We start from the raw sequence: 22896 nt of genomic DNA, 5'->3' as shown, positions 1-22896 counted from the left end.
TAGTCTGAACTGCGGATATATCTTCCCTTTGCCGGTTGGACGTCAATGAACCTCAGCCTGAGCGACCTCGCGCCACCCCTGCGATGGACCTCCCCTGGTCAGATCGCGCCGATCGTGGAGGAGCCACAGCTGCCCGAGGCCTGGTGGCAGGCGATCCCCCTCGATCGCGCGTGCGCCATTGTCGGGACGCAGGCCGTGGCCGGCCGCCTGGCCGACCTCGCCGTGGCCTGCTGGGGTCATCTGATGGTCGGCGACATCCTCCCGTTGCTGCGCTTCTCCGACCCCGCCGAGGCCGAGCGGTCGCCGGAGACGCTGGGCAAGGACGTGGTGCAGAAGCTGTTCACCGGCGTGTTCGAGCGGCTGCTCGAGCCCGCCCCCGAGGCCGCGCCCGCGCCGTCCAGGCCGGACCGGCCGCTGCCCGAGCTGATCGACGACCTGTTCGGGGCATTGGACGACCGGCAGCGGGCCATCGCCCGCGACCGGCTCTACGCCGCGCAGCGGGCCACGCTGGACGAGCTGGCCCAGCGCTTCTCGGTCACGCGGGAGCGGATCCGGCAGATCGAACGCGACCTGCGCGACCACGTGGAGGCCTGGCTCGGCAAGCCGGACGCCTCCGCCCTCGTCGCGCACGTCTCCTGGCTGCGCGGCCGGCTCGGCTCCGCGGTCCCGGCCGACGACCTGCAGGCCGCCGTGCCGTGGCACCGGGCCGAACTGCGTTCGCTGGGGATCCCGGCGTGGCGGTTCGTGCGTACGCTGCTGACCGGCTACGAGCAGTCCGACGGATGGCTCGTGGCGGGCGGGGCCGACGAGCTCCGGGAGAAGACGCGGCAGCTGTTCGCCGACGGGCCGCGGCCGCTCGGCGAGGCGGTGTCCATGGTCGCCCAGCTCGGCGTGCGCGAGGACGTGGCCGAGCGGTGGATCCTGGCGGTGCCGCAGCTGCGCGTGCTGGGCCAGCACGTCGTGCCGTGGCCGCGCAGCATCAACGAGAAGGCCGAGGCGGTGCTGGCGGTGGCGGGCGCGCCGCTGTCGCCCGAGGAGATCCAGGAGCGCATCGGCGAGGACTACAGCCTGGTCGGCATCCGCAACCAGCTCACCGCCGACGAACGCTTCCGCCGGGTCGACCGCAACAAGTACGGCCTGACGCGATGGGGCGGCGACGAATACCTGGGGATCAGGGAGATGATCGCCAGGGAGATCGAGCGGGCCGGGGGCGAGGCCTCGGTGAGCACGATCGTCACCAACCTGACCTCCAAGTACGACGTCAGCGAGAGCTCGGTGCGGGCGTACTCGGGCGGGCCGGGCTTCGAGCGGACGCAGCGGGGCTGGATCCGGGTGGCCGGCACCTCGCCGACCGGGGAGGCGGAGCCGTACCAGCCGCGCAAGGACGTCTCGGAGACGCGGCGCAGCTTCCGCTCCCGCGACGGCCGCTGGTGGCACCGGGTGGACGTCAACGCAGAGCACCTGCGCGGGTCCGGTTCGCCGCTGCCCACCGGGTTCGCGGCGTACCTGGGGATGGCGCCGGGCGGGCAGCTCACCGCCTCGACCCCGTCCGGGGACGTGGTGATCAGCTGGCACAACCAGCCGACCATGGGGTCGATCCGCAACGTGCTGGCCGACTTCAAGGCGAGCGAGGGCGACCACGTGTTCCTGACCGTGTCGGACGGCGGCGAGCTGCTGACCCGCTACCTGCCGGCCGCGCCGGTCGGGATGCCGCCGGTTAACCGCGCCCTCTACCTCATCGGCTACACCGCTCCCGTCAGCTCGGAGCTGGAGGGGCTGCGGCTGATCGGGGCCAGGATCGGGATGCCCGACACGGCCGCGCGCGAGGAAGTGCTGGGCAGGCTGCGCGAGCGCGGCGACCGGGACATCCTCGGCTTCCTGGGGGGCTGACGCGGCTAGGCTCGGAGAATGCTCCGGATCTACGACACGCGTGCCCGGCAGGTCGAGGAGATCGCCGCGGGGCGGGCGGTGCGCATGTACACGTGCGGGCCGACCGTCTACCGCCACGCGCATGTGGGCAACCTCCGTACGTACCTGCTGTCCGACCTGATCAGGCGGGTGCTCGAACGGCGGCGGGTACGCGTGCTGGCCTGCCAGAACATCACCGACGTGGGCCACCTGACCGACACCGGCTCCGACAAGGTCCTGGAGCAGGCGCGGGCGGAGGGACGCTCGGTGGCCGAGCTCGCCCGCTTCTACGAGGACGCCTTCAGGAACGACACCTCGGCGCTCAACCTCCGCCCGCCGGAGCACACGCCCCGGGCGAGCGAGACCGTCGACCTGATGATCGAGCTGATCGCCAAGCTGGTCGAGCGGGGGCACGCGTACGAGGTGCCGGACGGGTCGGTGTTCTTCGACGTCCAAACCTTCCCCACTTACGGCGAAATTTCAGGAAATCGCCTGGATGCGCTCAAGCCCGCCCACCGCATCGACGCCGTCGACCCGCGCAAGCGCTTCCACGCCGACTGGGCCCTGTGGAAGCCCTCCACGGGAGACCTCACGTGGGACTCGCCCTGGGGGCGCGGCTTCCCCGGGTGGCACGTGGAATGCTCGGCCATGTCCCTCCGCTTCCTCGGCTCCAGCTTCGAGCTCCACGTCGGCGGGATCGACCTGCGTTTCCCGCACCATGAGGACGAGCGGGCCCAGTCCGACTCGGCGACCGGCCACGAGGTGGTGCGGCACTGGGTGCACGGGGAGCACCTGCTGTTCGACGGCCGCAAGATGGCCAAGTCCACGGGGAACATGGTGCTGCTCTCGGACGTGGTCACGGCCGGGCTCGACCCGCTCGCCGTACGCATGGCGTTCCTGGAGCACCGCTACCGGCAGCAGCTGAACCTGACCTGGGACACCCTGCGCGCCGCCGACCGCACGGTGCGGCGGTGGCGCGCCCGGGTGGCCGAGTGGTCGGAGTCGCCCAGCGCGCCGCTGGCCGCGGACTACGCCGAACGGGTGGAGGCCGCCTTTTCCGACGACCTGGACACGCCGTCCGCACTGCTGATCCTCCGGGACCTCGAACGCGACGAGTCCGTCGCGCCCGGGGCCAAGTTCGAGACGTTCCTGCATCTGGACCAGGTGCTGGGGCTCGACCTCTCGACGGAGATCGGCAAGGCGCGGGTGCTGCCTCCCGGGGCCGGGGAGCTCTTGGAGGCGCGGTCCCGTGCCCGGGATGCTCGGGACTGGGAGGAGGCGGACCGGCTCCGGGAGGAGCTGGCGGAGATGGGGGTACGCGTCGCAGACACCCCCGACGGCCAAACCTGGGCCTAACCCCCACCCGCCAGCACCTTCACCCCCACACCGCCGTCCGCATCCCGCTACCCGCACCACACCATCCCCCGTCGTACAACGGCACCCACCGCCCCGAGACCCCGCCGCGGTGATCCCGCTCGGGCGCGCGCAAGATGCGTCATGCACCGGCGGCCGGTCGGGAGAAGGCGGCCAGGGCGATGCGCAGCGTTCTGTTGTTCTGGCCGGATGCCTTGGCGTCGGTGGAGTTGACCGAGTAGACGAGGGTCCGGCTCAGGTCGCGGGTCGCGCCGACGCCGGCGGCGTAGCCGTAGCGGGCCCCGGTCTTGCCATAGGCGACGATCCCGCCCGGCAGCACGAGCCTCGTCATGCCCGAGGTGTAGACGGCCGGCTGGTTGCCGCACTCGTCGTACATCGTCACCTCCGGGACGGTGAACATCGGCTCCAGCTGCGCGCGCGGCACGACCTTCCCCGAGAACAGGGCCTTGACGAACTTCTCCAGGTCCGCGGTGGTGGAGATGAGATCACCCGAGGCCCAGGTCGAGGTGACGCTGGTCTCGGTCATGTCCACCACCTGGCCCGCACCGTAGGCGATGGCGCCGTCGAAGCCCGCGGGCACGGACTGGTAGCCCTTGTGGTGCGGGCCGCGGATACGGGGCGAGGCGCCGGGCAGGTAACTGTCCCGCATGCTGAGCGGGCGCAGGATCCTGGACGTGACCTCGTGCTCGTACGAGCGTCCGGTGATCTTCTCGATCAGCAGGCCGGCCACGAACGTGTTGGTGTTGAGGTAGTGCTGCCTGGTGCCGGGCGTGAACTCGATCGGGTTGCGCACGGCCAGCCCGACGTACTCCTCCGGCGTCCAGGTCTTGAACCGGGTCCGGTAGACCCAGTCGAACGTGCCGGGCAGGTCGGGCGCCGGCAGCCCGCTCGTGTGGTTGAGCAGCTGACCGACGCGGACCTCGGGGTAGGAGCCGGGCAGCAGGCCGGGGAGATAGTCCTGGACGGCTCCGTCGAGTGAGATCCTGCCCTCGGCCACGAGCTGCAGCACGACCGCGGTGGTGAACATCTTGGTCACGCTGCCCGCCCGGAAGCGTACGTGTGCGGAGGCCTTGCGGCGGGTGGTGATGTCGGCCACGCCGGTCACGCCCTGCCACGAGCCCTTCGTACCACCCACCCGCACGATCGCGGCGGTGGCGTCGGCCGCGGGCAGGTCCTTGATGGACTGCTCCAGCGCGGCGGCGTTGACGGGAGGGACCGGCGCGCCGGGATCGGGCTGGACCACGGCCGGTGGCGGGCAGGCACTCGGCGTGGGGGCCGGGGTGGTGGCGGCCGCTTGAGCGGGCGTCGCCACGAGGAGAGTGGCGAGGGCGAGGCAGGCGGCTGACAGCTTCATCGGAGTGTCTCCAAGGGAGAGGGTGCAGGTGGAATGCGTCCATCCTGTCGATCAGCACTGCCGCCGCGGATCGCCGATGCGACCGATTCTCCCTCACTCTTACGAGGGAGCACCCGAATCGCCCTTACCGGCGACATCCGCCACCCCTCTACACCACCGCCCCGCCCTCAACCACCCGCACCACCCCTCGCCCGCGCACTCTCGCCCCACGAGACACCATCGCCCACACAACGCGCCCCGTTGCCGGATGCGGCGCGTGAGGGAGGGGTTCTTGCCCGTGACCAGGCGGCGCAAAGTCCTCCGTCCGGGGTTCGGGAAGGCGGCCGGAGGAGTGATCCCGGACTGACAGACTTAGTGCCAGTTCGGCGGAGATGGAGGTGTCGGTGAGGCCCTATGCGTGGATGCCGCGTTCGTTGCGGTGGTTCGCTCGGGTGCTGTCCGTAGTGCTCGCGCTGGTCCTGGTGCTGGCAGGGGTCCTCGTCTACACGGTGCGGAAATCGTTCCCGCAGGTGGACGGATCGCTGCGGCTGCCGGGCCTGACCGGGAATGTGGAGATTTATCGGGATAAATACGGAATCCCGCACATCTACGCCGACACCGCAGCGGACCTGTTCACGGCTCAGGGGTTCGTCCACGCCCAGGATCGCTTCTACGAAATGGACTTCCGCCGCCACCTCACCGCCGGCCGCCTCTCGGAGCTCTACGGCAAGGCCACCGTCGAGAACGACAAGGCCATCAGGACCATGGGCTGGCGCAAGGTCGCCGAGGAGGAGCTGCCCGAACTGTCCCAGGAGACCCGGGACTACATGGACGCGTACGCGAGAGGCGTGAACGCCTGGCTCACCGCCAACCCCAACGCCTCCGACCGCAGCCTCGAGTACTCCATCCTGAAGATCCAGAACGGCGGCTACCAGCCGGAGAAGTGGACCGCGGCCGACTCCGTGGCCTGGCTGAAGGCCATGGCCTGGGACCTGCGCTCCAACATGGAGGACGAGATCGACCGCGCGCTGGCGCTGACCAAGCTGCCCAAGGAGCGCGTCGAACAGCTCTACCCCGGCTACCCGTACGACCGCCACAGCCCGATCGTCACCGAGGGCACCATCGACCAGGGGCGCTTCAACCAGCGCGCCGAGCCGCAACTGCGCGCCGACCGCGCGATCAACCAGGCCGCCAAGACGCTGGACGCCGTACCGAGCACCATGGGCACGGAGGACCGCGAGGGCATCGGGTCCAACTCGTGGGTGGTCTCCGGCGAGTACACCAAGAGCGGCAAGCCGCTGCTGGCCAACGACCCGCACCTTTCGCCGCAGATGCCCTCCGTCTGGTACCAGGCGGGGCTGCACTGCAGGAAGATCACGGAGGCGTGCCCGTACGACGTGACCGGGTTCACGTTCTCGGGCGTTCCGGGCGTGGTCATCGGGCGCACGGACAAGATCGCGTGGGGCTTCACCAACCTGGGCCCCGACGTGGCCGACCTCTTCCTGGAGCAGGTGCAGGGCGACACGTACCTGTACAAGGGCCAGCAGCTGAAGCTGGAGACCAGGAAGGAGCAGATCAAGGTCGCGGGCGCCTCTCCGGTCACGATCACGGTCAGGAGCACCCGGCACGGGCCGCTGATCAACGACGTCATCGGCGGCGCCAAACCGAGCGGCGAGGCCAACGCGGTGGCGCTGCAGTGGACGGCGCTGACGCCCGGCCGGACGGCCGACGCCATCTTCGCGCTGAACAAGGCGGGCGACTGGCAGGAGTTCAGGGCCGCGGCGGCGCTGTTCGACGTGCCGTCCCAGAACCTGATCTACGCCGACACCTCGGGCAAGATCGGCTACCAGGCTCCCGGGCGCATCCCCGTACGCGCCAAGGGTGACGGCACCTTGCCCGTCCCGGGATGGACGGGCGAGTACGACTGGATGACGGCCCCCATCCCGTACGACCAGTTACCCTCGGTGGAGGACCCGGCCGACGGGTTCATCGTCACGGCGAACAACGCCGTCATCGACCCCAAGCGGTACAAACCCCTGCTGACCAAGGACTGGGCGCACGGCTACCGCTCCGAACGCATCCGCGACCGCATCAAGGAAGCGCTCAAGAAGGGCCCGATCGACGCCGCGACCATGTCGGCGATCCAGCAGGACACGTACAACGGCTTCGCCGAGACGCTGGTCCCGGCCCTGATGCAGGTGGACCTGGCGGGGCCCAGCGGCGAGGCCAGGCAGTTGCTGAAGACGTGGGACCGCATGCAGGGCCTCGACTCCACCGCCGCCGCCTACTTCAACGCGGTGTGGCGGCAGGTGCTCACGCTGACGTTCAACGACGACCTGCCCGAGGCGGCGCGGCCGGCCGGAGGGGACCGCTGGTACGAGGTCGTCAGACGCCTGCTCGACGCTCCGGACGACCCCTTCTGGGACGACCTGAGCACGAAGAACCTCAAGGAGACCCGCGACGACATCCTCCGCCAGGCGCTCGCCTCGGCGTACCAGGAGCTGTCGGACCGGCTCGGGCCGGAGGTCAAGTCCTGGCGCTGGGGCGACCTGCACCGGTTGGAGCTGGTCAACGGCTCGCTGGGGACCTCGGGGATAGCTCCGGTGGAGGCGCTGTTCAACCGCGGGCCGCTGTCCGTGGCAGGGGGCAAGGACGCCGTGAACGCCACGGGGTGGAACGTCCAGAAGGGGTACGAGATCACCGCCGTCCCGTCGATGCGCATGATCGTCGACCTGTCGGACACCGACAAGTCCCAATGGATCAACCTGACGGGCGCCTCCGGACACGCCTTCCACGACAACTACTGGGATCAGGCGGAGGCCTGGGCCAAGGGCGACCTGCTGCCGATGTACGGGAAGCCCGAGTCGATCAAGAAGGCGGCCGTCCACACCCTCAAACTCACCCCCTGACCGCCCTCGTCGTACGACCAGCGTTGTAGAGGCGATCCAAACCCTGGGCCGACGCGCCGGCCCCCGCCGCCTTGCCACCATGGCGGCATGAATCGCCTCTGGTACGTCATCGGAGTCCTGCTGGTGCTCGCGGGCCTCGTTCACCTGGGCGTGTTCGTCGTGGACGGCGGACCGTGGGAGGGCGCGGTGTCGTGGCGCAAGCCGTTCACGTTCGGCGTGTCGTTCGGGCTGAGCGTCCTGACCCTCACCTGGGTCGCCCAGTTCGTACGGCTCCGCGCCCGGTCATTCCTGGTCGGCGCCTTCGCGGTGGCGTCCACGCTGGAGGTGGCTCTGATCACCCTCCAGGCGTGGCGAGGCGTCCCGTCCCACTTCAACATGGAGACCGCCTTCGACACGGCCGTCGCGAGGACCCTGGCGGCAGGCGGCGGCGTCCTCGTCGCCATCGGGATCGTCATGACGATCGCCGCGTTCCGCCCCGATCCGGACCTTGCCCCGAGCATGCGCCTGGCCGTACGCGCGGGCTTCGCCACGCTTCTCGCCGCGATGGCGTTCGGCGCTGTCATGATCGCCCGTGGCGTCATCGAGGTGGTGACCGGAAACCAGCAGCTCGCGTACACGGTGGCCATCACCCTGAAGCCCGCCCACGCGATCTTCATGCACGGCGTCCTCCTCCTGCCGGCCCTGTCCTGGCTCCTCGCCCGCACGCTGCCTTCCGAGGACTCCCGCGTCCGCTGGATCCGCCTGGCCACCTGGCTCTACGTGGCCACCGCCACCGCCGTCTCGGCCCTCGCCCTGGCGGGCATCGAGCCCGTGTCCCCGTCCACCGCCTCCGTCCTCTGCGCCGGCGCCGTCTCCGGCCTGGCCATCGCCTCGCTCATGCTCGGCCGGCTGAAGGGCTCGTCAAGACGCGCTCCCGCACCTCAGGGATCGCCCCACTGACACCGGGAGCACGCGCCCCGGCCTCACTCGCCGCCGCTCCGCCGTCGCCACCACAGCGGGGCGCGGGGGTAGCCGCCGTCCTCCAGGTCGGCCAGGCGCTCGAAGACGTTGTACGAAGCCTGGTTGCCGCAGACCACCACCGACATGAGCATCGACAGCAGGTAGAGCGGCAGCATGGGGAGCCCCACGCACCAGGCCCACTGGGTGGCGTGCCGGCCCTCGTGGAGGATGAGCCGATCGGGGAGCGAGTCCCACCTGGTCAGGACGACGTTTCCCACGGTGAACGCCCCCGCGATGGGGAAGCGGTAGCGGTAGCCGAAGGCCAGGATGAGCCCGTTGGGGCCGGGGTTCCTGGTCGCGCCACCGATGATCGAGATCAGCAAACCGAGCGGCGTGGCGAGGTTCACGTAGTTCGCCACACGCCGGAACCGGAAGCGCCTGTCCATGCGTCTCAGTCTTGACCAATCTTGACAAGTCGGAATAATGATCCCCGTCCTGAAATCTCCCACAAGAGCAGGATTATGAGATTCTCCATCCTGGGCGCGCTGCTCGGCACCGTCGCACTGGCAGGAGCCGGCGGAGTCGCGATCACCCAGACGTCAGCGACCGATCCCCTACGATCCACTGACAACCGACTAGGCGCTCTAGGCGCGGAAGTGGCGTTAACCACCGTCCCGACCACGAGTCCGGCACCCACGGAGACTCCCACGATCGGGGAGTACACCGCCACGACGAAGGTAGTCAAGAGGCGAGGCGTCTCCTACCTGAATGTATCGATCACAGACGCGCAAGCTGCTCTCTTCTCGATCAAGCAGCGCGTGTGCAAGGGCAGATCCTGCAAGACGACCAGCGTCGACCTCCTGGTGACCGAGGGCTCGGGAGAGTCCACGAAGCGGCTCGGCCGGGGCACGTACAAGAAAAAGGGCAGACCGGCGGTCAGCCTGACGCCCCTTCCGACGGTGACGGTGAAGGAGCAGGTCACGGTCACCGAGCCGGGGCCGACGGTCACGCAGACGGTGACGTTCACCTGTCAGCCGAGCGTCGAGCCGACGGAGACCCCTCCGCCCACGACCGTCCCCACGGAGACCCCTCCACCGACGACCGTCCCGACGGACACGGGAACGCCCACCGCCACGGGCACGGAGTCCCCGCCGGTCACCGGCACGCCGACGCCGACCCCGACCCTGACTGACAGCGCGACCGAAACTCCCACGCAAACCCCGACCGAAACGCCGACCACGACCCCGACCGAGACATCTACCACGACCCCGACGGAGTCCGTGGCGCCGACGGAGAGCGCGCCAGGGATCCCCACCTGTCCGCCGCCGGCGGAGGAGACACCGACAGAGCTCCCCTCCGAGACCCCGACGGACACGGCGCCGCCGACCGACACCAGCGTCCCGACGGAGACACCGACCACCACGCCGTCGGAATCCGCCAGCGCTACCACCCAGTAGCGAAAGCGGAAGCGAGCACGTGAGCGGGCCAGGCCAGGCGCCTGGCCCGACTCATGCCCGCACCAAAGCCGGCGAGCGACCGCGCTGAAGCCCGGCTAGAGGGTCTTGTACCGCCCTTCGTGGTACAGCAGCGGCGCCCCGTCCGAAGGCGTGTCCAGGGCCGTCACCTCGCCCACCACGATCGAGTGGTCTCCGCCGTCGTGCACCGCCGTCGTCACGCACTCCACCGTCGCGAGGGCCCCGTCGAACAACGCCACCCCCGACTCCCCCAGATGATGCGGCCACCGCGCGAGCTGCCCGTTCAACGGCCGGCCCCGGTGGGCGAAGAAGCGCGAGGCGTCCTCCATCGAGGCGGGCAGCACGGAGACCCCCCACACCCCCGCCTCCAGCACCGCGTCATGGAACCGGGCCACCTTCTCCGCGCAGAACAGCACAAGGAGCGGATCAAGGGAGACAGAGGTGAACGAATTCACCGTCATCGCATGATCGACATCGCCCAGCCTGGTGGTAACGATCGCGACTCCAGTGGCGAAGCGGCCGACGACCTTGCGGTACGTCCCAGGGTCCACGGGCCGCTCGATGGAATGCACGAACGCTACTTTATGCCTCTACATAGAGTTCTTCGGAGGGTACCCATGCAAGAGCCACGATCCCCCCTGTGACGAGGGCGAAATCAAATAGGCCGCCACAATGGCCGCCAAGCCTCCGTACAGATACACGTACCCGGGCGCGCCATCCGCGATCACCAGATCGCCCGCGCTCAGCTTCAGCGTGAACGGCATCGTCACCAGCAACCACCCGACCGCCGCCATGAAAGCCCCGAGCTTGCCCCGCATCAGCTTGCCCGCCCCCAGGCACACCCCGAACAGCGCCAGCACCCACAAGATCGCCGCACCCGGGACGGGCCCGAGCCCCCACACCGCATGCGTGAAGCCGCCCACGACCCCCATGACGACGCCCAGCACGAACAGCATGCCGTACGCCGCCCCACCCAGCGCTGACTCGGCCTGGCTGCGATGTTCCATGTCGCACGAGGTTAGTGGATGCCCGCGAAGAGATCGTTCTCGCGGGTGTGGGGTCCGCCGAGACCGCCCGCCTCGATGGGCGGGCCGGGCACGGCGGGGCCGGGCACGCCGATGGCCAGCCTGTAGTGCTCGACGCCCAGGACCTCCTGGCCGATGTTGTTGGACAGCGCGAACCACGGGTCGTCCACGACGATCTGCGTGGCGTGCGCCCGCATGGCCTCCATCTTGTGGCCGATCCACGGGCGGGCGTCGATCTCGGTGGTGACGTCCTCGTCCGCGTTGCCGAACGGCATGTCCTCCACCTCCTCGATCAGGAAGCCGACGTCCGCCCCGCGCAGCGCCTCGGTCGTGCGCCGCATGACGGATCGGGCGAGGGCCGTGTGGTAGAACTTCGCGATCTGCCACGGTTCGCCCTCGCCGAAGTCGGGTTTCGCGGCCAGCTCGAACGCTCTGCGCGAAACCCGATGCGCCTGGATGTGGTCGGGGTGCCCGTAGAAGCCGTTGTCGTCGTACGTGACGAGGACCTGCGGGCGTACCTCCCGGATGACCTTGACGAGTTCCCCCGCCGCCTCGTCGAGGTCGGCGCGCCAGAACGCCTTCGGGTGGTCGTTGGACGCCGCCCCCATCATCCCCGAGTCCCGCCAGCGGCCCGGCGCGCCCAGGAAGCGGTGGTCCTCGACGCCGAGCGCTTGGCAGGCGGCGGCGAGCTCGCCGATCCGGTACGGCCCGAGCGCGTCGTCCTGGTCGGCGGCCAGATGGGCGAGATCGCCGGGAATGACCTCGCCTTCCTCGCCGAGAGTGCAGGTCACCAGCGTGACGTGGGCTCCCTCGGCGGCGTACTTGGCCATGGTCGCCCCGGTGCCGATCGACTCGTCGTCCGGATGGGCGTGCACGAGGAGGAGCCGTCGATCAGTCATAGGGATGAGCGTACCGACGGGCCTCGGACGCCGTTGCGCAGGTTCCTCATCGGCGGTGGCAGGATTGGGCCCATGAGCGAGAGCTTCCCGCGACTGTCTGCCAGGACCCGCCGGTTCACCCTCGGAGTGCCCAGGAGTTTCACGATCACTCCGGACGGCGGCAGGGTGGTCTTCCTCCGCACGAAATCGGGCACCGACCCGGTGACGTGCCTGTGGGAGCTCGACACCGAGACCCACGTCGAGCGCCTGGTCGTCGACCCGCGCGCGCTCGACGCCGACGAGGAGAACCTGCCGCCGGAGGAGCGGGCCAGGCGCGAGCGCAGCCGGGAGGCGGCGGGCGGCGTGGTCGCGTACGCCGCCGACACGGACGTCACGCGGGCCTCCTTCGCCCTGTCGGGCGCTCTCTATGTCGTGGAGTTCGCGACCGGTCAGGCGCGGCGCCTGGACACGCCGGGCGCGGTCATCGACCCTCGCCTGTCCCCGGACGGTGGACATGTCGCGTACGTCACCGGCGGCGCGCTACGCGTCCAGGACCTCGCGTCCGGCGAGGACCGCGCGCTGGCCACGCCGGAGTTCGAGACCGTGACGTACGGGCTGGCCGAGTTCATCGCCGCCGAGGAGATGGACAGGATGCGCGGCTACTGGTGGGCGCCGTCGAGCGACGCGCTGCTGGTCGAACGCGTCGACGAGGCCCCGGTCCGCGTCTGGCACATCGCCGACCCGGCCAACCCCGACCGTCCCGCGTCTGCCCAGCGCTATCCGGCCGCCGGCACCCCCAACGCGGTCACCGAGCTGTTCGTGCTGGGGCTCGACGGGTCGCGGGTCGCGGTGCCGTACGAGGAGGAATACCTCACGACGGCGGCCTGGGACCCCCACGCGCTGTCGATCGTGACCCTGACGCGCGACCAGCGGACGATTCGGCTGTTCACGGTCGATCCGGCGACGGGCGCGTCCTCGCTGGTGCGCGAGGACACCGATCCGGCCTGGGTCGACATCGTGTCCGGCGTGCCCGCGCACCTCGACGACGGGTCGCTGGTGTGGGTGGCCGCTTCGGAGGGCGGCAACCGGCTGTTCGTGGGCGACCGCGCGGTCACGCCGCCCACGCTGCAGGTGCGGGCGGTGCTCGACGTCGACCACGACAGCGTGCTGTTCAGCGCGAGCGGCGATCCGACCGAGGTTCACCTGTGGACGTGGGACGGTCATTCGCTGCTGCCGGTCTCGACCCGTTCCGGGGTGTTCTCTGGGCGGATGTCGGGCGGCGTGGGCGTGCTGACCGAGCAGAGCCTCGACGCCGAGGGCGTGTCGACCACGGTCGTGCGGCGCGACGGCATGGCGGTGCCGATCCCGTCGTTCGCCGAGCGGCCCGGGCTCGACCTGCGCGTCTCGCTCGGCCGTTCCGGCCGTCGCGAGCTGGCCACCGCCGTGGTGCTGCCCTCGTGGCACGAGCAGGGCTCCGGGAAGCTGCCGGTCCTCATGGATCCGTACGGCGGGCCGCACGCGCAGCGCGTGCTCAACCGGCGCGGCGCGTTCCTGGAGAGCCAGTGGTTCGCCGAGCAGGGGTTCGCGGTCATCGTGGCGGACGGGCGCGGCACTCCTGGCAGGGGCCCCGAGTTCGAGCGGTCCGTGCTGAACGACCTGGCGACCCCCGCGCTCGAGGACCAGATCGACGCCCTGCAGGGGGTGGCCGAGCAGTATCCCGACGATCTCGACCTGACGAGGGTGGCCATTCGCGGCTGGTCGTTCGGCGGCTTCCTGGCCGCGCTGGCGGTGCTGCGGCGGCCGGACGTGTTCCACGCGGCGGTGGCGGGGGCGCCGGTGACCGACTGGCGGCTGTACGACACGTGCTACACCGAGCGATACCTGGGCCATCCGGACGAGCAGCCCGAGGTGTACGAGAACTCTTCGCTGTTCGCGGACGCGGCCAAGCTCGAACGCCCGCTCCTGCTGATCCACGGCCTGGCCGACGACAACGTGGTGGCCGCCCACACGCTGCGCCTGTCGTCCGCCCTGCTCGCGGCGGGCCGGCAGCACAACGTGCTCCCACTCTCCGGGGTGACGCACATGACACCCCAGGAGGTCGTGGCGGAGAACCTGCTGCTGCTCCAGGTCGACTTCCTGAAGAGGTCACTGAGCTGACCCACTGACACAGACCTCTACCGGCGGAGGCCTTACCGGCGCGGAGCTTTACTGACGCAGGGCGTCGAGCGCTCGGGACACGGCCAGGCCGCCGATCACGACGCCACCCAGGACGATCATGATGACGTACGTGGGGGCGGCCAGCAGGGCGAGCTCCCCCTGCACGATCGTCAGGAGGAGCACGGCGAGCAGGGTGCCGGCGACGGCCCCACGTCCCCCGTCGGCCACCGCACTCGTCGCGCCGGTGCCGTTCGAAAGGCCAGTACCGTCCGTAAAGCCAGTACCGCTCGTAAGGCCGGTGCCGTTCCGAAGGCCGGTGCCGTTCGTGAGACCGGTGCCGCCCAGGAGGACGGCCGCCAGCGCGAACACCACGGTGAACAGCCCCGGAGACCCCGGCTGCGCCGCTCCCAGCCGCAACAGCAGCATGAACCCACCCAAAGCAGCAAGCACACAGGATCCGGCCAGCCCGACGAGAGGCCCGACCCACCCCTTGGTGAGCCACTGCCGGAACTCCCGCCGCACCCACAGCAGCCCGCCCGCCACCGAGACGACGGCGAACACCGCGAACCCCACCACGGGCGAGAGCGACGGCGCCTCCTGCAGGATGATCGCCCTGCCCTGGGCGAACGCGAGCGACAACGCGTCGCAGACCACGGCGGCGGCGAGCGTGACCGCCCAGGCCGGCGCCTCCAGCAGCACCGTGAACGCCCCCATGACCAGCCCGCAGAGCGCGGCGAGCAGGATGACGAGAAGCACCCCGACGACCAGCGGCATGTCGAGGACGACCATGAAGGAGGCGATGAGCACTCCGGACAGCGCGGAGACCGAGCCCACGGCCAGGTTGGGCGTGCCGGCGCGCATCGACAGGGAGAGCGCCACGGCGACCAGGCCGAGCGGCGCGGAGGACGCGAGGATGCTCAGCAGGTGCTCGCCGGGAGCGGTGAACAGGACCATCCCCAGCCCCAGCACCGTGACCACCCCAAGCGCGCCTTCCCAGACCCACTGCCATTTGCTCACGCCGTCGATCGTGACAACGCCACCCCACCACCGCAAGACCCGTCCCACCCACAGATCCCCACAGACCCCCTCCAACCGGTCGAGGTCTGCAGCGGTCTGACAACCCCTGGTTGGACCCTCACCCCCAAAAGACCAAACCCTAGTCCGACGCGATTCCGCCTCCCCCTCCGGCATCGTGAACGCCATGCTCAAGCCCCTCACCATCACCCTGGCCTTGCTGGGCATGGGGACCTTGCCGACCACCTCGGCGTCCGCGGCGACCACCGCCGGCGGGCCGCAGCAGTGGCAGACCTGCCCCAATGACAAGATCGGCATGGAGTGCAGCGACCTCCAGGTCCCGGCCGACTGGCAGAAGCCGGACGGCCGCAAGATCACCCTCAAGCTGGGCCGCCTGAAGGCCACCGGCAAGTCCGAAGGTTCGGTCCTGGTGGCCTACGGCGGCCCTGGCGGCCCCGGCATCGGCATCACGCAGTCCGCCCCCGACTGGTGGACCAAGCTCCGCGAACGCATGGACATCGTCACGTGGGACACCCGCGGCTACGGCGAGCAGTTCGGGGGTCTCAGCACGGGCCTGCAGTGCGCCTGGACCCGCATCCCCATCCCCGACTCGCCCCGCGACGACGCCGACTTCGGCCGCCTGTCCGACACCAACCGCGGCTACGCCGAGGCCTGCCGTCTCAAGGACCCCGAGCTGTTCGCCAACATGAGCTCGGCAGACCAGGCCAGAGACATGGAGGCGATCAGAAAGGCCCTCGGCGACGACAAGCTCAACTACTACGGCGCCTCCTACGCCGGCTTCTACGGTCAGGCCTACGCCCGCCTCTTCCCGGACCGGATCCGCACGATGGTCCTCGACGGCACGTGGAGCCACAGCGCCGCCGATTGGAAGCGTGAGCTGGAGGAGATGGCCAAGTCCAACGAGCAGTTCCTGCAACGCTTCTTCACCTGGTGCGCCTCCAACGACTGCGCGGACGTCCCCGCCCTCTGGCGCACCCTGATCGCCCGAGCCGACCGCACCCCCATCCCCACGAAGACCGCCAACGTCGCCTACAAGACCCGCGACCTCCAGAGCTTCGCCCTGGGCCTGGCCCGCCAGGGCACCGCCGCCTGGCCCAAGCTGGCCCAGGCGATCCGCAAGGCCGCCGACGGTGACGCCTCCGACTTCGTCCCGCAGCGCGGCGCCCGCTACCCCGACCAGGCCACCGGCGTCACCGAATGCGCCGACTGGCCCCGCTTCGCCAACCGCAAGGAAATGACCACCACCATCAAGCGCCTGCAACGCGTGGCCCCCAACACCGGCACGGCCAACACCCTCGCCTCAGCGACCCTGGGCTGCATCGGCTGGCCCCAGCCGGTCACCAACCCACCCACCCCACTCCCCAAGGGCCTCCCACCCATGCTGGGAGCAGGCGCCTGGGGCGAGTCGGACGCCGTAACCCGCGTCCTCTCCCAGGTTCCCGGCAGCGCCACCATCCGCCACGAGGGCCCCGGCCACACCCTCTACGGCGCCAACCCCTGCGCCCGCGACCACATCAACCGCTACTTCACCGACCGCACCCTGCCCCCCACCAAAACCCAATGCTGACCACCCAACCCTGACCACCACAATCGAACGCCCCCCCGCAACGTCCCACAACGAACACCCTCACTCACAGCCAACGCCCCCAGCACCGGCGCAGTGACCAAGCCAAGAGCTGCACGCGGCCACGCCAGCACCGACGCGGTGGCCGAGCCGAGAGCTGCACGTGGGCGTGCCAGCACACCGGCGCGGTGGCCGTGCCTATCGCGGGGAAGCAATTGGGAGACGACGCGGGTGCGTGACGCGGCGCGGCGGACGTCAACCAGAGGGCGAACTGCTCCCGGTTATCGCACCACGCGCGTGAGGAGATCGTTGAGGGTGGACTGCTCTTCCGACGTGAGCCGGGCCAAGGGTGAGGCCTCGGTGAGCAGGTCGATCAGCCGCTCACGGAGTGCGGCGCCTTCGGAGGTCAGCACGAGTTGTTTGGCCCGGCGATCACCGGGATGAGGGCGCCGTTCGACGATGCCCTGCTCCTCCAGCCGATCGACGACGAAGGTGGCGTTCGACGGCTCGCAGCTCATCCGATCGGCCAGGTCGCGCATGGTCATCGGGCCGGTGAGTTCGCGCAGCGCCACCGCTTGGGCCGCCGTCAGGTCCAGTGCGCCCGCCCGCTCCCTGATGTGGCCCTCGATCTGCTTGGCCAAGGCACCGACAAGGCCGCACAGATTCCGCTCGGCAATGGCGCGCTCCGCACTGTCGGCGGCGCTACCGCTGGCGGCACCCACACCGATGACGGCCCCACCCGCGACATCACCGCTGATGGCATCGCCGCTGGCGGCACCCACACCGATGACGGCCCCACCGGCGGCATCACCGCTGGCGGCATCACCGCTGGCGGCATCACCGCTGGCGGCGTCACTGCTGGCGGCGTCACTGCTGGCGGCGTCACTGCTGGCGGCGTCACTGCTGGCGGCGTCAACACCGGCGACGTCACCGGTGATGGTGTCACTGACGGTGGTGTCACTGACGGTGGTGTCACTGACGGTGGTGGCAAGGCTGGCAGTGGTGGCGGGCTCGGGCGAGTTCACATGGTCCAGGATAGCTCAAACGTGCATATTTGCAGCTTTAATAGTTCTAGTTGTAAGTTTCTCTGCCATGAACAGCTACGAAGAGCGTCTGCGTCGGCCGTCCTCTGCCCGTTCCCTGCAGCTTGGCGACCTCAAGATCAGCTATGTGCCCGACGGCGCGGTGCAGCTCAAGCCGTACGGATGGTTGCTCGAGACGACAGAGCAGGACTGGAAGGACAACGCCGCGTTCCTCGACCACACGGGGAACCTCGTGGGGAGCATCGGTGCGCTGTTGGTGGAGTACGGCGAAAGGGCCTTGTTGATCGATGCCGGAGTGGGCCCGGTGTCCGTACCGGACGATCCGGAGAACCCGAAGATCGGCATGATCCGTGGTGGCGAGTTGCTCGACAACCTCGCCAAACTGGGCCGACGGCCCAACGAGATCGAGGCGGTGGCCTTCACTCACCTGCACCTCGACCACCTCGGCTGGGCCTGGCACCCCGCGCCCGGCAGCGACCGCCCCGCGTTCACCGAGGCCGACTACCTGATCTCCGAGCCCGAATGGGAGCAGCGGCACCTGAGCCTCGAGCAGGGGACGACCGACGAGATGCTCGCCGCGCTGGCGCCCCGCGTGCGTACCGTGCGGGACGACGAGGAAATCTTCCCGGGAGTGCGGGTGGCGCTGGCTCCCGGGCATACGTTCGGGCACGCCACGTACACGATCACGTCCGGTGGCCAGCGGTTGATCGCGTTCGGCGACGCTCTGCACTCCTCAGCCCAGATCCGGCACCCCGACTGGTTCGCCGGTTCGGACCTGGACTCGGTGGAGTCGACGGTGCACCGGCATCGGCTGGTCAACGAACTGCAGCGTCCGGACACGATCGGCTTCGGCGTGCACTTCGCCGACGTGGTGTTCGGCCGCGTCGACCCCACCGCCGACGACGACGGCCCGGCCTGGGTGCCCGTAGCGTAGGCCCCCATTTGCCTGGCGCCCATGCAGCACTACCCGACGCCCCACCGCAGCGCTCAACCCGTCGCCGTCCAACCCTGGGCACAGCACATGGGTCTCACCACCTAACATCCCCGCGCAGCACTACCCGACGCCCCACCGCAGCACTCAACCCGTCGCCGTCCGCCCCTGGGCGCGGCACATGGCGCGGGGCTTGAGCAGCATCCGAATGGTCAGTGGCGTTAGTGAGCCGTCGAGGCCCGGGTTGCGCCAGGGCCGTGCAAATGCGGGTTGGCGCTCAGGTGTCAGCTGGGTGAGGAGTCGGTTGTCGTGGGCTCTGTCCGTTCGCGGGGGGTGGCGGGCGGGAAGAGCGTGGTGACGGCGCGGATGACGGCGGCGCGACGGGCGGCCGGGCTGGGATCGGCGGCAGTACGGGGGGCGACGGCGCCGAGTTCGGTTTGGTCGATCCAGGTCATGGCGATCTGGACGACCAGCGCCATGATGTCGATGGGATCCCAGGCAGGGTCGAGGTCGCCGTCGGCCTGGGCAGCCCGGATTTTTTCGATCTTGGTGGGGAGCGTGCGCAGGACGGCGCCGGTGTAGGGGGTGGAGACCTCGCCGAGTGCGGCGGCCCGTTCCAGGCGGCCCCAGAGGATGAACCGGTGCCGGTCGGGATGGGCAGTGAAGTAGTCGAACAGCTGGCCGGCGTAGGAGGGCAGGTCGGCGGGGTCCAGATGGGCGGCGTCGGCGGCGGCGGCGAGTTCGGCGGAGGCGACGTGCTCGTACAGCCCTTCCTTGCTGCGGAAGTAGGCGTAGACGCGTTCCTTGCTGGTGCTGGCGGCCTTGGCGATCCGGTCGACGCGGGCGCCGGCGATCCCGTGCTGGGCGAACTCTGCGCGGGCGGCGGCGATGATCCGTTCGTGGGTGGAATCGGTGCTGGCCATGCCCCCACTGTAGCCAACCGAACCGTTCGGTTTGACCTCGCCGATCCGGGGAGTAGTGTGAGAACCGTTCATACCAAACGGTTTGGTTTGCTTTTGGGAGGGATTGCTGTGCAGCAGCGCACTCTGGGCCGTCAAGGCCTGGCCACCTCGGCCGTCGGCTTCGGGTCGATGGGCATCTCCTTCGCCTACGGGCCCGCCGACGAGACCGGCGGGGCGGCCGCGATCCATCGGGCCTACGAGCTGGGCGTCACCCACTTCGACACCGCAGAGCTGTACGGGTGGGGTCAGAACGAGAAGCTGGTCGGCAAGGCCGTCGCGGCGTTCCGGGACGAGATCACCATCGCCACCAAGTTCGGGTTCACCCGCGACTACAGCACCGACTCTCGTCCCGAGCACATCCGCGAGGTGCTCGACAACAGCCTGCGCTACCTCGGCGTGGACCACGTGGACGTGCTCTACCAGCACCGGGTCGACCCACAGGTGCCGATCGAGGACGTCGCCGGGACCGTCGGGGAACTGATCGAGGCCGGGAAGGTGAAGTACCTCGGCCTGTCCGAGGCAGGGCCGGAGACGATCCGCAAGGCCCACGCCGTGCAGCCGGTGTCGGTCCTGCAGACCGAGTATTCGCTGTTCGAGCGGGACGTGGAGCAGCTGTTCCCGACTCTGCGGGAGCTGGGGATCGGGTTTGTCGCCTACTCCCCTCTGGGCCGGGGCTTCCTGACCGGCACCGCCCAGCCCGCCGGATCCTACGACCAGAGCGACATGCGCAACAACGACCTGCGCTGGCAACCTGGCAACTTCGAGAAGAACGTCGAGGCCGTCCGGCAGCTGTCGGAGCTTGCCGCCGCCAAGGGCGCCACCGTCGCCCAGCTCGCTCTGGCATGGATCCTCGCCCAGGGTGAGGACATCGTGCCGATCCCGGGCACCCGCAGCCCCGAGCGAGTGGAGGAGAACACCGCCGCCGCCGGCCTCGTCCTCACCCCCGCCGATCTGGACGCCATCGCGACGATCTTGCCCACCGGCGGCTTCGGCGGCCGCTACGCCGAGGCCTCCCTCCCCACCTGGGTCTGAGCCCCCCACATGCACGAGCGATGAGGGCGCTGACCATGACCGGCGAACTCCGACGACCAGCGGCCATGGACCTCGGAGGTCGACCCCGCCCGGCGGCGGCCGCGCTGGTACACCGACGCCGAGCTCGGCGCTGTCCGGGTGGTCAAGACCGACGCCGAGGACGGCGCGTACCGGGATCGTGGTCGCCGGCGAACTGCTCGGCGCCTACCGGGTCGTGGTCGCCGCCGAACTGCTCAGCGCGTACCGGAGTCGTGGTCGCCGCCGAACTGCTCGGCACCGTGAGCCCGGCCCGGGCGGGCCGGCCCAAGGCCGCTCCGTCACGCCGATCACCAGGACCGGGCCCCCGTGCCCGGGTCGCAGCCGTCGCCGAGCTGGTCGGCGACACGCACCGGCTGTGGCAGGGCGCCAGGACCGCGCCCGTTCGTAGGCCCACCTCGACGGCCGCCGCCCCAGGGCGAGGGGCCGTTGTCCTGTCAATGAGTGTCACCGTAGACCAACCTCTCTCGTGGCCGCAGGGTTGATCCGGCTGGTTCGCGGCCCCCGGTTCAGGAGGGGGTGGTGGTTGGGGTGCCGTGCCAGCTGGTCCAGAGGGCGGCGTAGGAGCCGCCCGCTGCCACCAGGTCGTCGTGGGAGCCCAGCTCGCTGATCCGCCCGTCCTCCACGACCGCCACCCGGTCGGCGTCGTGGGCCGTGTAGAGGCGGTGGGCGATGGCGATCACGGTGCGGCCGTCGAGGACGGCGGCCAGTGAGCGTTCGAGGTGGCGGGCCGCGCGGGGGTCGATGAGGGAGGTGGCCTCGTCCAGGACCAGGGTGTGCGGGTCGGCGAGCACCAGGCGGGCCAGGGCGAGTTGTTGCGCCTGGGCGGGCGACACCGCCAGGCCGCCGGAGCCCACCTCCGTCTCCAGGCCCGCAGGCAGGGCGTGGACCCAGTCGAGGGCGTCCACGGCCTCGAGCGCCTGGCGCACGGCCGCGTCGGAGGCGTCCGGGCGGGCGATCAGCAGGTTGTCACGCAGCGAGCCCTTGAACACGTGGTGCTCCTGCGTCACCAGCGCCACGTGCCCCCGCAGTTCGTCCAGCGGCAGGTCCACGAGCGGGACCCCGCCCACGGACACCGACCCGGTACGCGGTCCGTGGATGCCCGCCAGCAGCCGGCCCAGCGTGGACTTTCCGGCCCCCGAAGGGCCCACCATGGCGAGCCGTTCGCCGGGCCGGACGGTCAGGGACACGCCGTGCAGCACGTCCCGGCCCTCCCGGTACGCGTACCGGACGCCGGACGCCTCCAGCAGCTCGCCCGAGGGACGCGAGGAGCCGGCGGCGCGGTCGTCGGGTACGTTGGCCACGCCCAGCAGCCGGGCCATGGACGCCCCGCCCACCTGCAGCTCGTCGATCCACATCAGGAACCTGTCCAGCGGGTCGATCAGCTGCTGCGCATAAAGCGTGGCGGTGGCCACCTGGGAGAGCGCCACCCAGCCATTGGTGTAGAACAGGCCCCCGACCAGCAGTGTGGTCACCACCGGGATCACGTAGCCCAGCTCGACGGCGGGGAACCACACAGTGCGAAGCCCGAGCGTGTACCGCTCGGCGGCGAAGGAGCGGCTGATGTCGCCGTCGGTACGCGATCGGCGGCGCGCCTGCAGGCCGAGCGCCTCCACGGCACGGGCGCCCTCGACGGTTTCGGCCAGCCCTTCCGTCATGTCGGCGTAGGCGGCGTTCTCCCGGAGGTAGCCGTCTCGTGCCCGCTTGAGGTACCAGCGCGTGGAAACCCAGATCACCGGCCCGGCGACCAGCATCGGCAGCATGAGCAGGGGGCTGACCAGGAGCAGCGCCCCGACCGTGATCAGGAAGGTGACGAGAGCGATCAGCGTCTCCGGGACGGCCTTGCGTACGGTGCGGGAAAGCGAGTCCACGTCACGGGAGGTACGGGTGATCAGGTCGCCGGACCCGGCCCGCTCGACGGTGGACAGCGGCAGCCCGAGCACCCGGTCCACGAACTCCTCGCGCAGCTCCGCCAGCACCTTCTCGCCGAGCTTGGCGGAGGCCAGCACCGCGAACCGCATGAGCGCTCCCTGCAGCAGCAGGAAGCCCCCGATGGCGGCGGCCACGACGGCGACGTTGACCTCGACGCCGTACTGGACGTCCTGCACCAGCCCGCCGAGCTGCCACGGCACCACCAGGCCCGCGACGGCCGCCAGGCCGTGCAGGGCCAGCGCGATCGTGAGCTGTCGCGGGTAGCGGAGGGTGAGCCGCCTGGCGTAGGCGCGCACCTGTTTTCGGTCGGCGACCGGCAAGATCTCGCGAGCCATGCTGCTTCAATCCTTCCCGAGCGGGCGA

General features: G+C 70.1%; 18 protein-coding genes. 9 read left to right on the top strand and 9 right to left on the bottom strand.

Annotated features, from left to right (window positions below):
• Positions 1–45: 45 nt before the first annotated feature.
• Together ACIBI9_RS28110 and cysS are read left to right on the top strand one after the other, a co-directional pair.
• On the top strand, positions 46–1890 hold the full coding sequence (locus tag ACIBI9_RS28110) for a sigma factor-like helix-turn-helix DNA-binding protein (protein ID WP_397225869.1): 1845 nt from the start codon (positions 46–48) through the stop codon (positions 1888–1890).
• A gap of 18 nt (positions 1891–1908) precedes the next feature.
• Positions 1909–3264 carry a cysteine--tRNA ligase gene (cysS, locus tag ACIBI9_RS28105; protein ID WP_397225867.1) on the top strand — a complete coding sequence of 452 codons (1356 nt, stop codon included), beginning with the start codon at positions 1909–1911 and terminating at the stop codon, positions 3262–3264.
• Positions 3265–3403: 139 nt separating this feature from the next.
• Here the strand turns inward: cysS and ACIBI9_RS28100 are convergent, their stop codons facing one another.
• On the bottom strand, positions 3404–4636 hold the full coding sequence (locus tag ACIBI9_RS28100; protein ID WP_397225865.1) for a serine hydrolase domain-containing protein: 1233 nt from the start codon (positions 4634–4636) through the stop codon (positions 3404–3406).
• A 401-nt stretch (positions 4637–5037) separates the two neighbouring features.
• On the opposite strand from ACIBI9_RS28100, the gene ACIBI9_RS28095 reads away from it, so the two are divergent.
• On the top strand, positions 5038–7524 hold the full coding sequence (locus ACIBI9_RS28095) for a penicillin acylase family protein (RefSeq protein WP_397226071.1): 2487 nt from the start codon (positions 5038–5040) through the stop codon (positions 7522–7524).
• Between the two features lie 87 nt (positions 7525–7611).
• The gene (locus ACIBI9_RS28090; RefSeq protein WP_397225863.1) at positions 7612–8463 is read left to right on the top strand and encodes a hypothetical protein; all 852 of its coding nucleotides are present in this window, start codon (positions 7612–7614) and stop codon (positions 8461–8463) included.
• Positions 8464–8486: 23 nt separating this feature from the next.
• Here ACIBI9_RS28090 and ACIBI9_RS28085 read toward each other — a convergent pair whose 3' ends face one another.
• Positions 8487–8909 carry a hypothetical protein gene (locus ACIBI9_RS28085; protein ID WP_397225862.1) on the bottom strand — a complete coding sequence of 141 codons (423 nt, stop codon included), beginning with the start codon at positions 8907–8909 and terminating at the stop codon, positions 8487–8489.
• 75 nt (positions 8910–8984) lie between these two features.
• On the opposite strand from ACIBI9_RS28085, the gene ACIBI9_RS28080 reads away from it, so the two are divergent.
• Positions 8985–9920, top strand: coding sequence for a hypothetical protein (locus tag ACIBI9_RS28080; RefSeq protein WP_397225860.1), 936 nt, complete (start codon positions 8985–8987; stop codon positions 9918–9920).
• Positions 9921–10015: 95 nt separating this feature from the next.
• Here ACIBI9_RS28080 and ACIBI9_RS28075 read toward each other — a convergent pair whose 3' ends face one another.
• The 3 genes from ACIBI9_RS28075 to mshB are packed head-to-tail and all read right to left on the bottom strand — an operon-like array spanning position 10016 to position 11862.
• A complete protein-coding gene (locus ACIBI9_RS28075) occupies positions 10016–10510 on the bottom strand; it encodes a flavin reductase family protein (protein WP_397225858.1) in 495 nt (164 codons plus the stop codon).
• Positions 10511–10528: 18 nt separating this feature from the next.
• Positions 10529–10945 carry a DUF6113 family protein gene (locus tag ACIBI9_RS28070; protein ID WP_397225856.1) on the bottom strand — a complete coding sequence of 139 codons (417 nt, stop codon included), beginning with the start codon at positions 10943–10945 and terminating at the stop codon, positions 10529–10531.
• 11 nt (positions 10946–10956) lie between these two features.
• Positions 10957–11862, bottom strand: coding sequence for an N-acetyl-1-D-myo-inositol-2-amino-2-deoxy-alpha-D-glucopyranoside deacetylase (gene mshB, locus ACIBI9_RS28065; protein WP_397225854.1), 906 nt, complete (start codon positions 11860–11862; stop codon positions 10957–10959).
• A gap of 72 nt (positions 11863–11934) precedes the next feature.
• Here mshB and ACIBI9_RS28060 point away from each other — a divergent pair, with 72 nt between their 5' ends.
• Positions 11935–13998: a prolyl oligopeptidase family serine peptidase gene (locus ACIBI9_RS28060; protein ID WP_397225852.1), complete on the top strand. Its 2064-nt coding sequence runs from the start codon at positions 11935–11937 to the stop codon at positions 13996–13998.
• A 48-nt stretch (positions 13999–14046) separates the two neighbouring features.
• Here the strand turns inward: ACIBI9_RS28060 and ACIBI9_RS28055 are convergent, their stop codons facing one another.
• Positions 14047–15015 carry a hypothetical protein gene (locus tag ACIBI9_RS28055; RefSeq protein ID WP_397225850.1) on the bottom strand — a complete coding sequence of 323 codons (969 nt, stop codon included), beginning with the start codon at positions 15013–15015 and terminating at the stop codon, positions 14047–14049.
• A gap of 184 nt (positions 15016–15199) precedes the next feature.
• On the opposite strand from ACIBI9_RS28055, the gene ACIBI9_RS28050 reads away from it, so the two are divergent.
• Complete coding sequence (locus ACIBI9_RS28050) at positions 15200–16600, top strand: alpha/beta fold hydrolase (protein ID WP_397225848.1); 1401 nt, start codon at positions 15200–15202, stop codon at positions 16598–16600.
• Between the two features lie 278 nt (positions 16601–16878).
• Here the strand turns inward: ACIBI9_RS28050 and ACIBI9_RS28045 are convergent, their stop codons facing one another.
• On the bottom strand, positions 16879–17622 hold the full coding sequence (locus ACIBI9_RS28045) for a MarR family winged helix-turn-helix transcriptional regulator (RefSeq protein WP_397225846.1): 744 nt from the start codon (positions 17620–17622) through the stop codon (positions 16879–16881).
• Between the two features lie 67 nt (positions 17623–17689).
• Between ACIBI9_RS28045 and ACIBI9_RS28040 the strand changes: the two genes are divergently transcribed.
• Positions 17690–18574 carry an MBL fold metallo-hydrolase gene (locus tag ACIBI9_RS28040; RefSeq protein WP_397225844.1) on the top strand — a complete coding sequence of 295 codons (885 nt, stop codon included), beginning with the start codon at positions 17690–17692 and terminating at the stop codon, positions 18572–18574.
• 281 nt (positions 18575–18855) lie between these two features.
• Here ACIBI9_RS28040 and ACIBI9_RS28035 read toward each other — a convergent pair whose 3' ends face one another.
• Positions 18856–19494: a TetR family transcriptional regulator gene (locus ACIBI9_RS28035; RefSeq protein WP_397225842.1), complete on the bottom strand. Its 639-nt coding sequence runs from the start codon at positions 19492–19494 to the stop codon at positions 18856–18858.
• Positions 19495–19602: 108 nt separating this feature from the next.
• Here ACIBI9_RS28035 and ACIBI9_RS28030 point away from each other — a divergent pair, with 108 nt between their 5' ends.
• The gene (locus ACIBI9_RS28030; RefSeq protein ID WP_397225839.1) at positions 19603–20565 is read left to right on the top strand and encodes an aldo/keto reductase; all 963 of its coding nucleotides are present in this window, start codon (positions 19603–19605) and stop codon (positions 20563–20565) included.
• A 545-nt stretch (positions 20566–21110) separates the two neighbouring features.
• Here the strand turns inward: ACIBI9_RS28030 and ACIBI9_RS28025 are convergent.
• The gene (locus tag ACIBI9_RS28025) at positions 21111–22868 is read right to left on the bottom strand and encodes an ABC transporter ATP-binding protein (protein WP_397225837.1); all 1758 of its coding nucleotides are present in this window, start codon (positions 22866–22868) and stop codon (positions 21111–21113) included.
• Between the last annotated feature and the right edge of the window lie 28 nt (positions 22869–22896).

The sequence above is a fragment of the Nonomuraea sp. NPDC050451 genome, from assembly GCF_044458585.1.
This window is presented reverse-complemented; position numbering and strand designations above follow the sequence as displayed.

Bases quoted from the DNA above. Each gene is read 5' to 3' on its own strand.
- ACIBI9_RS28095 (WP_397226071.1), top strand. From the start codon at position 5,038: ATGCCGCGTTCGTTGCGGTGGTTCGCTCGGGTGCTGTCCGTAGTGCTC.
- cysS (WP_397225867.1), top strand. From the start codon at position 1,909: ATGCTCCGGATCTACGACACGCGTGCCCGGCAGGTCGAGGAGATCGCC.
- ACIBI9_RS28025 (WP_397225837.1), bottom strand. From the start codon at position 22,868: ATGGCTCGCGAGATCTTGCCGGTCGCCGACCGAAAACAGGTGCGCGCC.
- ACIBI9_RS28090 (WP_397225863.1), top strand. From the start codon at position 7,612: ATGAATCGCCTCTGGTACGTCATCGGAGTCCTGCTGGTGCTCGCGGGC.
- ACIBI9_RS28060 (WP_397225852.1), top strand. From the start codon at position 11,935: ATGAGCGAGAGCTTCCCGCGACTGTCTGCCAGGACCCGCCGGTTCACC.
- ACIBI9_RS28070 (WP_397225856.1), bottom strand. From the start codon at position 10,945: ATGGAACATCGCAGCCAGGCCGAGTCAGCGCTGGGTGGGGCGGCGTAC.
- ACIBI9_RS28100 (WP_397225865.1), bottom strand. From the start codon at position 4,636: ATGAAGCTGTCAGCCGCCTGCCTCGCCCTCGCCACTCTCCTCGTGGCG.
- ACIBI9_RS28050 (WP_397225848.1), top strand. From the start codon at position 15,200: ATGCTCAAGCCCCTCACCATCACCCTGGCCTTGCTGGGCATGGGGACC.
- ACIBI9_RS28085 (WP_397225862.1), bottom strand. From the start codon at position 8,909: ATGGACAGGCGCTTCCGGTTCCGGCGTGTGGCGAACTACGTGAACCTC.
- ACIBI9_RS28040 (WP_397225844.1), top strand. From the start codon at position 17,690: ATGAACAGCTACGAAGAGCGTCTGCGTCGGCCGTCCTCTGCCCGTTCC.
- ACIBI9_RS28110 (WP_397225869.1), top strand. From the start codon at position 46: ATGAACCTCAGCCTGAGCGACCTCGCGCCACCCCTGCGATGGACCTCC.
- ACIBI9_RS28035 (WP_397225842.1), bottom strand. From the start codon at position 19,494: ATGGCCAGCACCGATTCCACCCACGAACGGATCATCGCCGCCGCCCGC.
- ACIBI9_RS28080 (WP_397225860.1), top strand. From the start codon at position 8,985: ATGAGATTCTCCATCCTGGGCGCGCTGCTCGGCACCGTCGCACTGGCA.
- mshB (WP_397225854.1), bottom strand. From the start codon at position 11,862: ATGACTGATCGACGGCTCCTCCTCGTGCACGCCCATCCGGACGACGAG.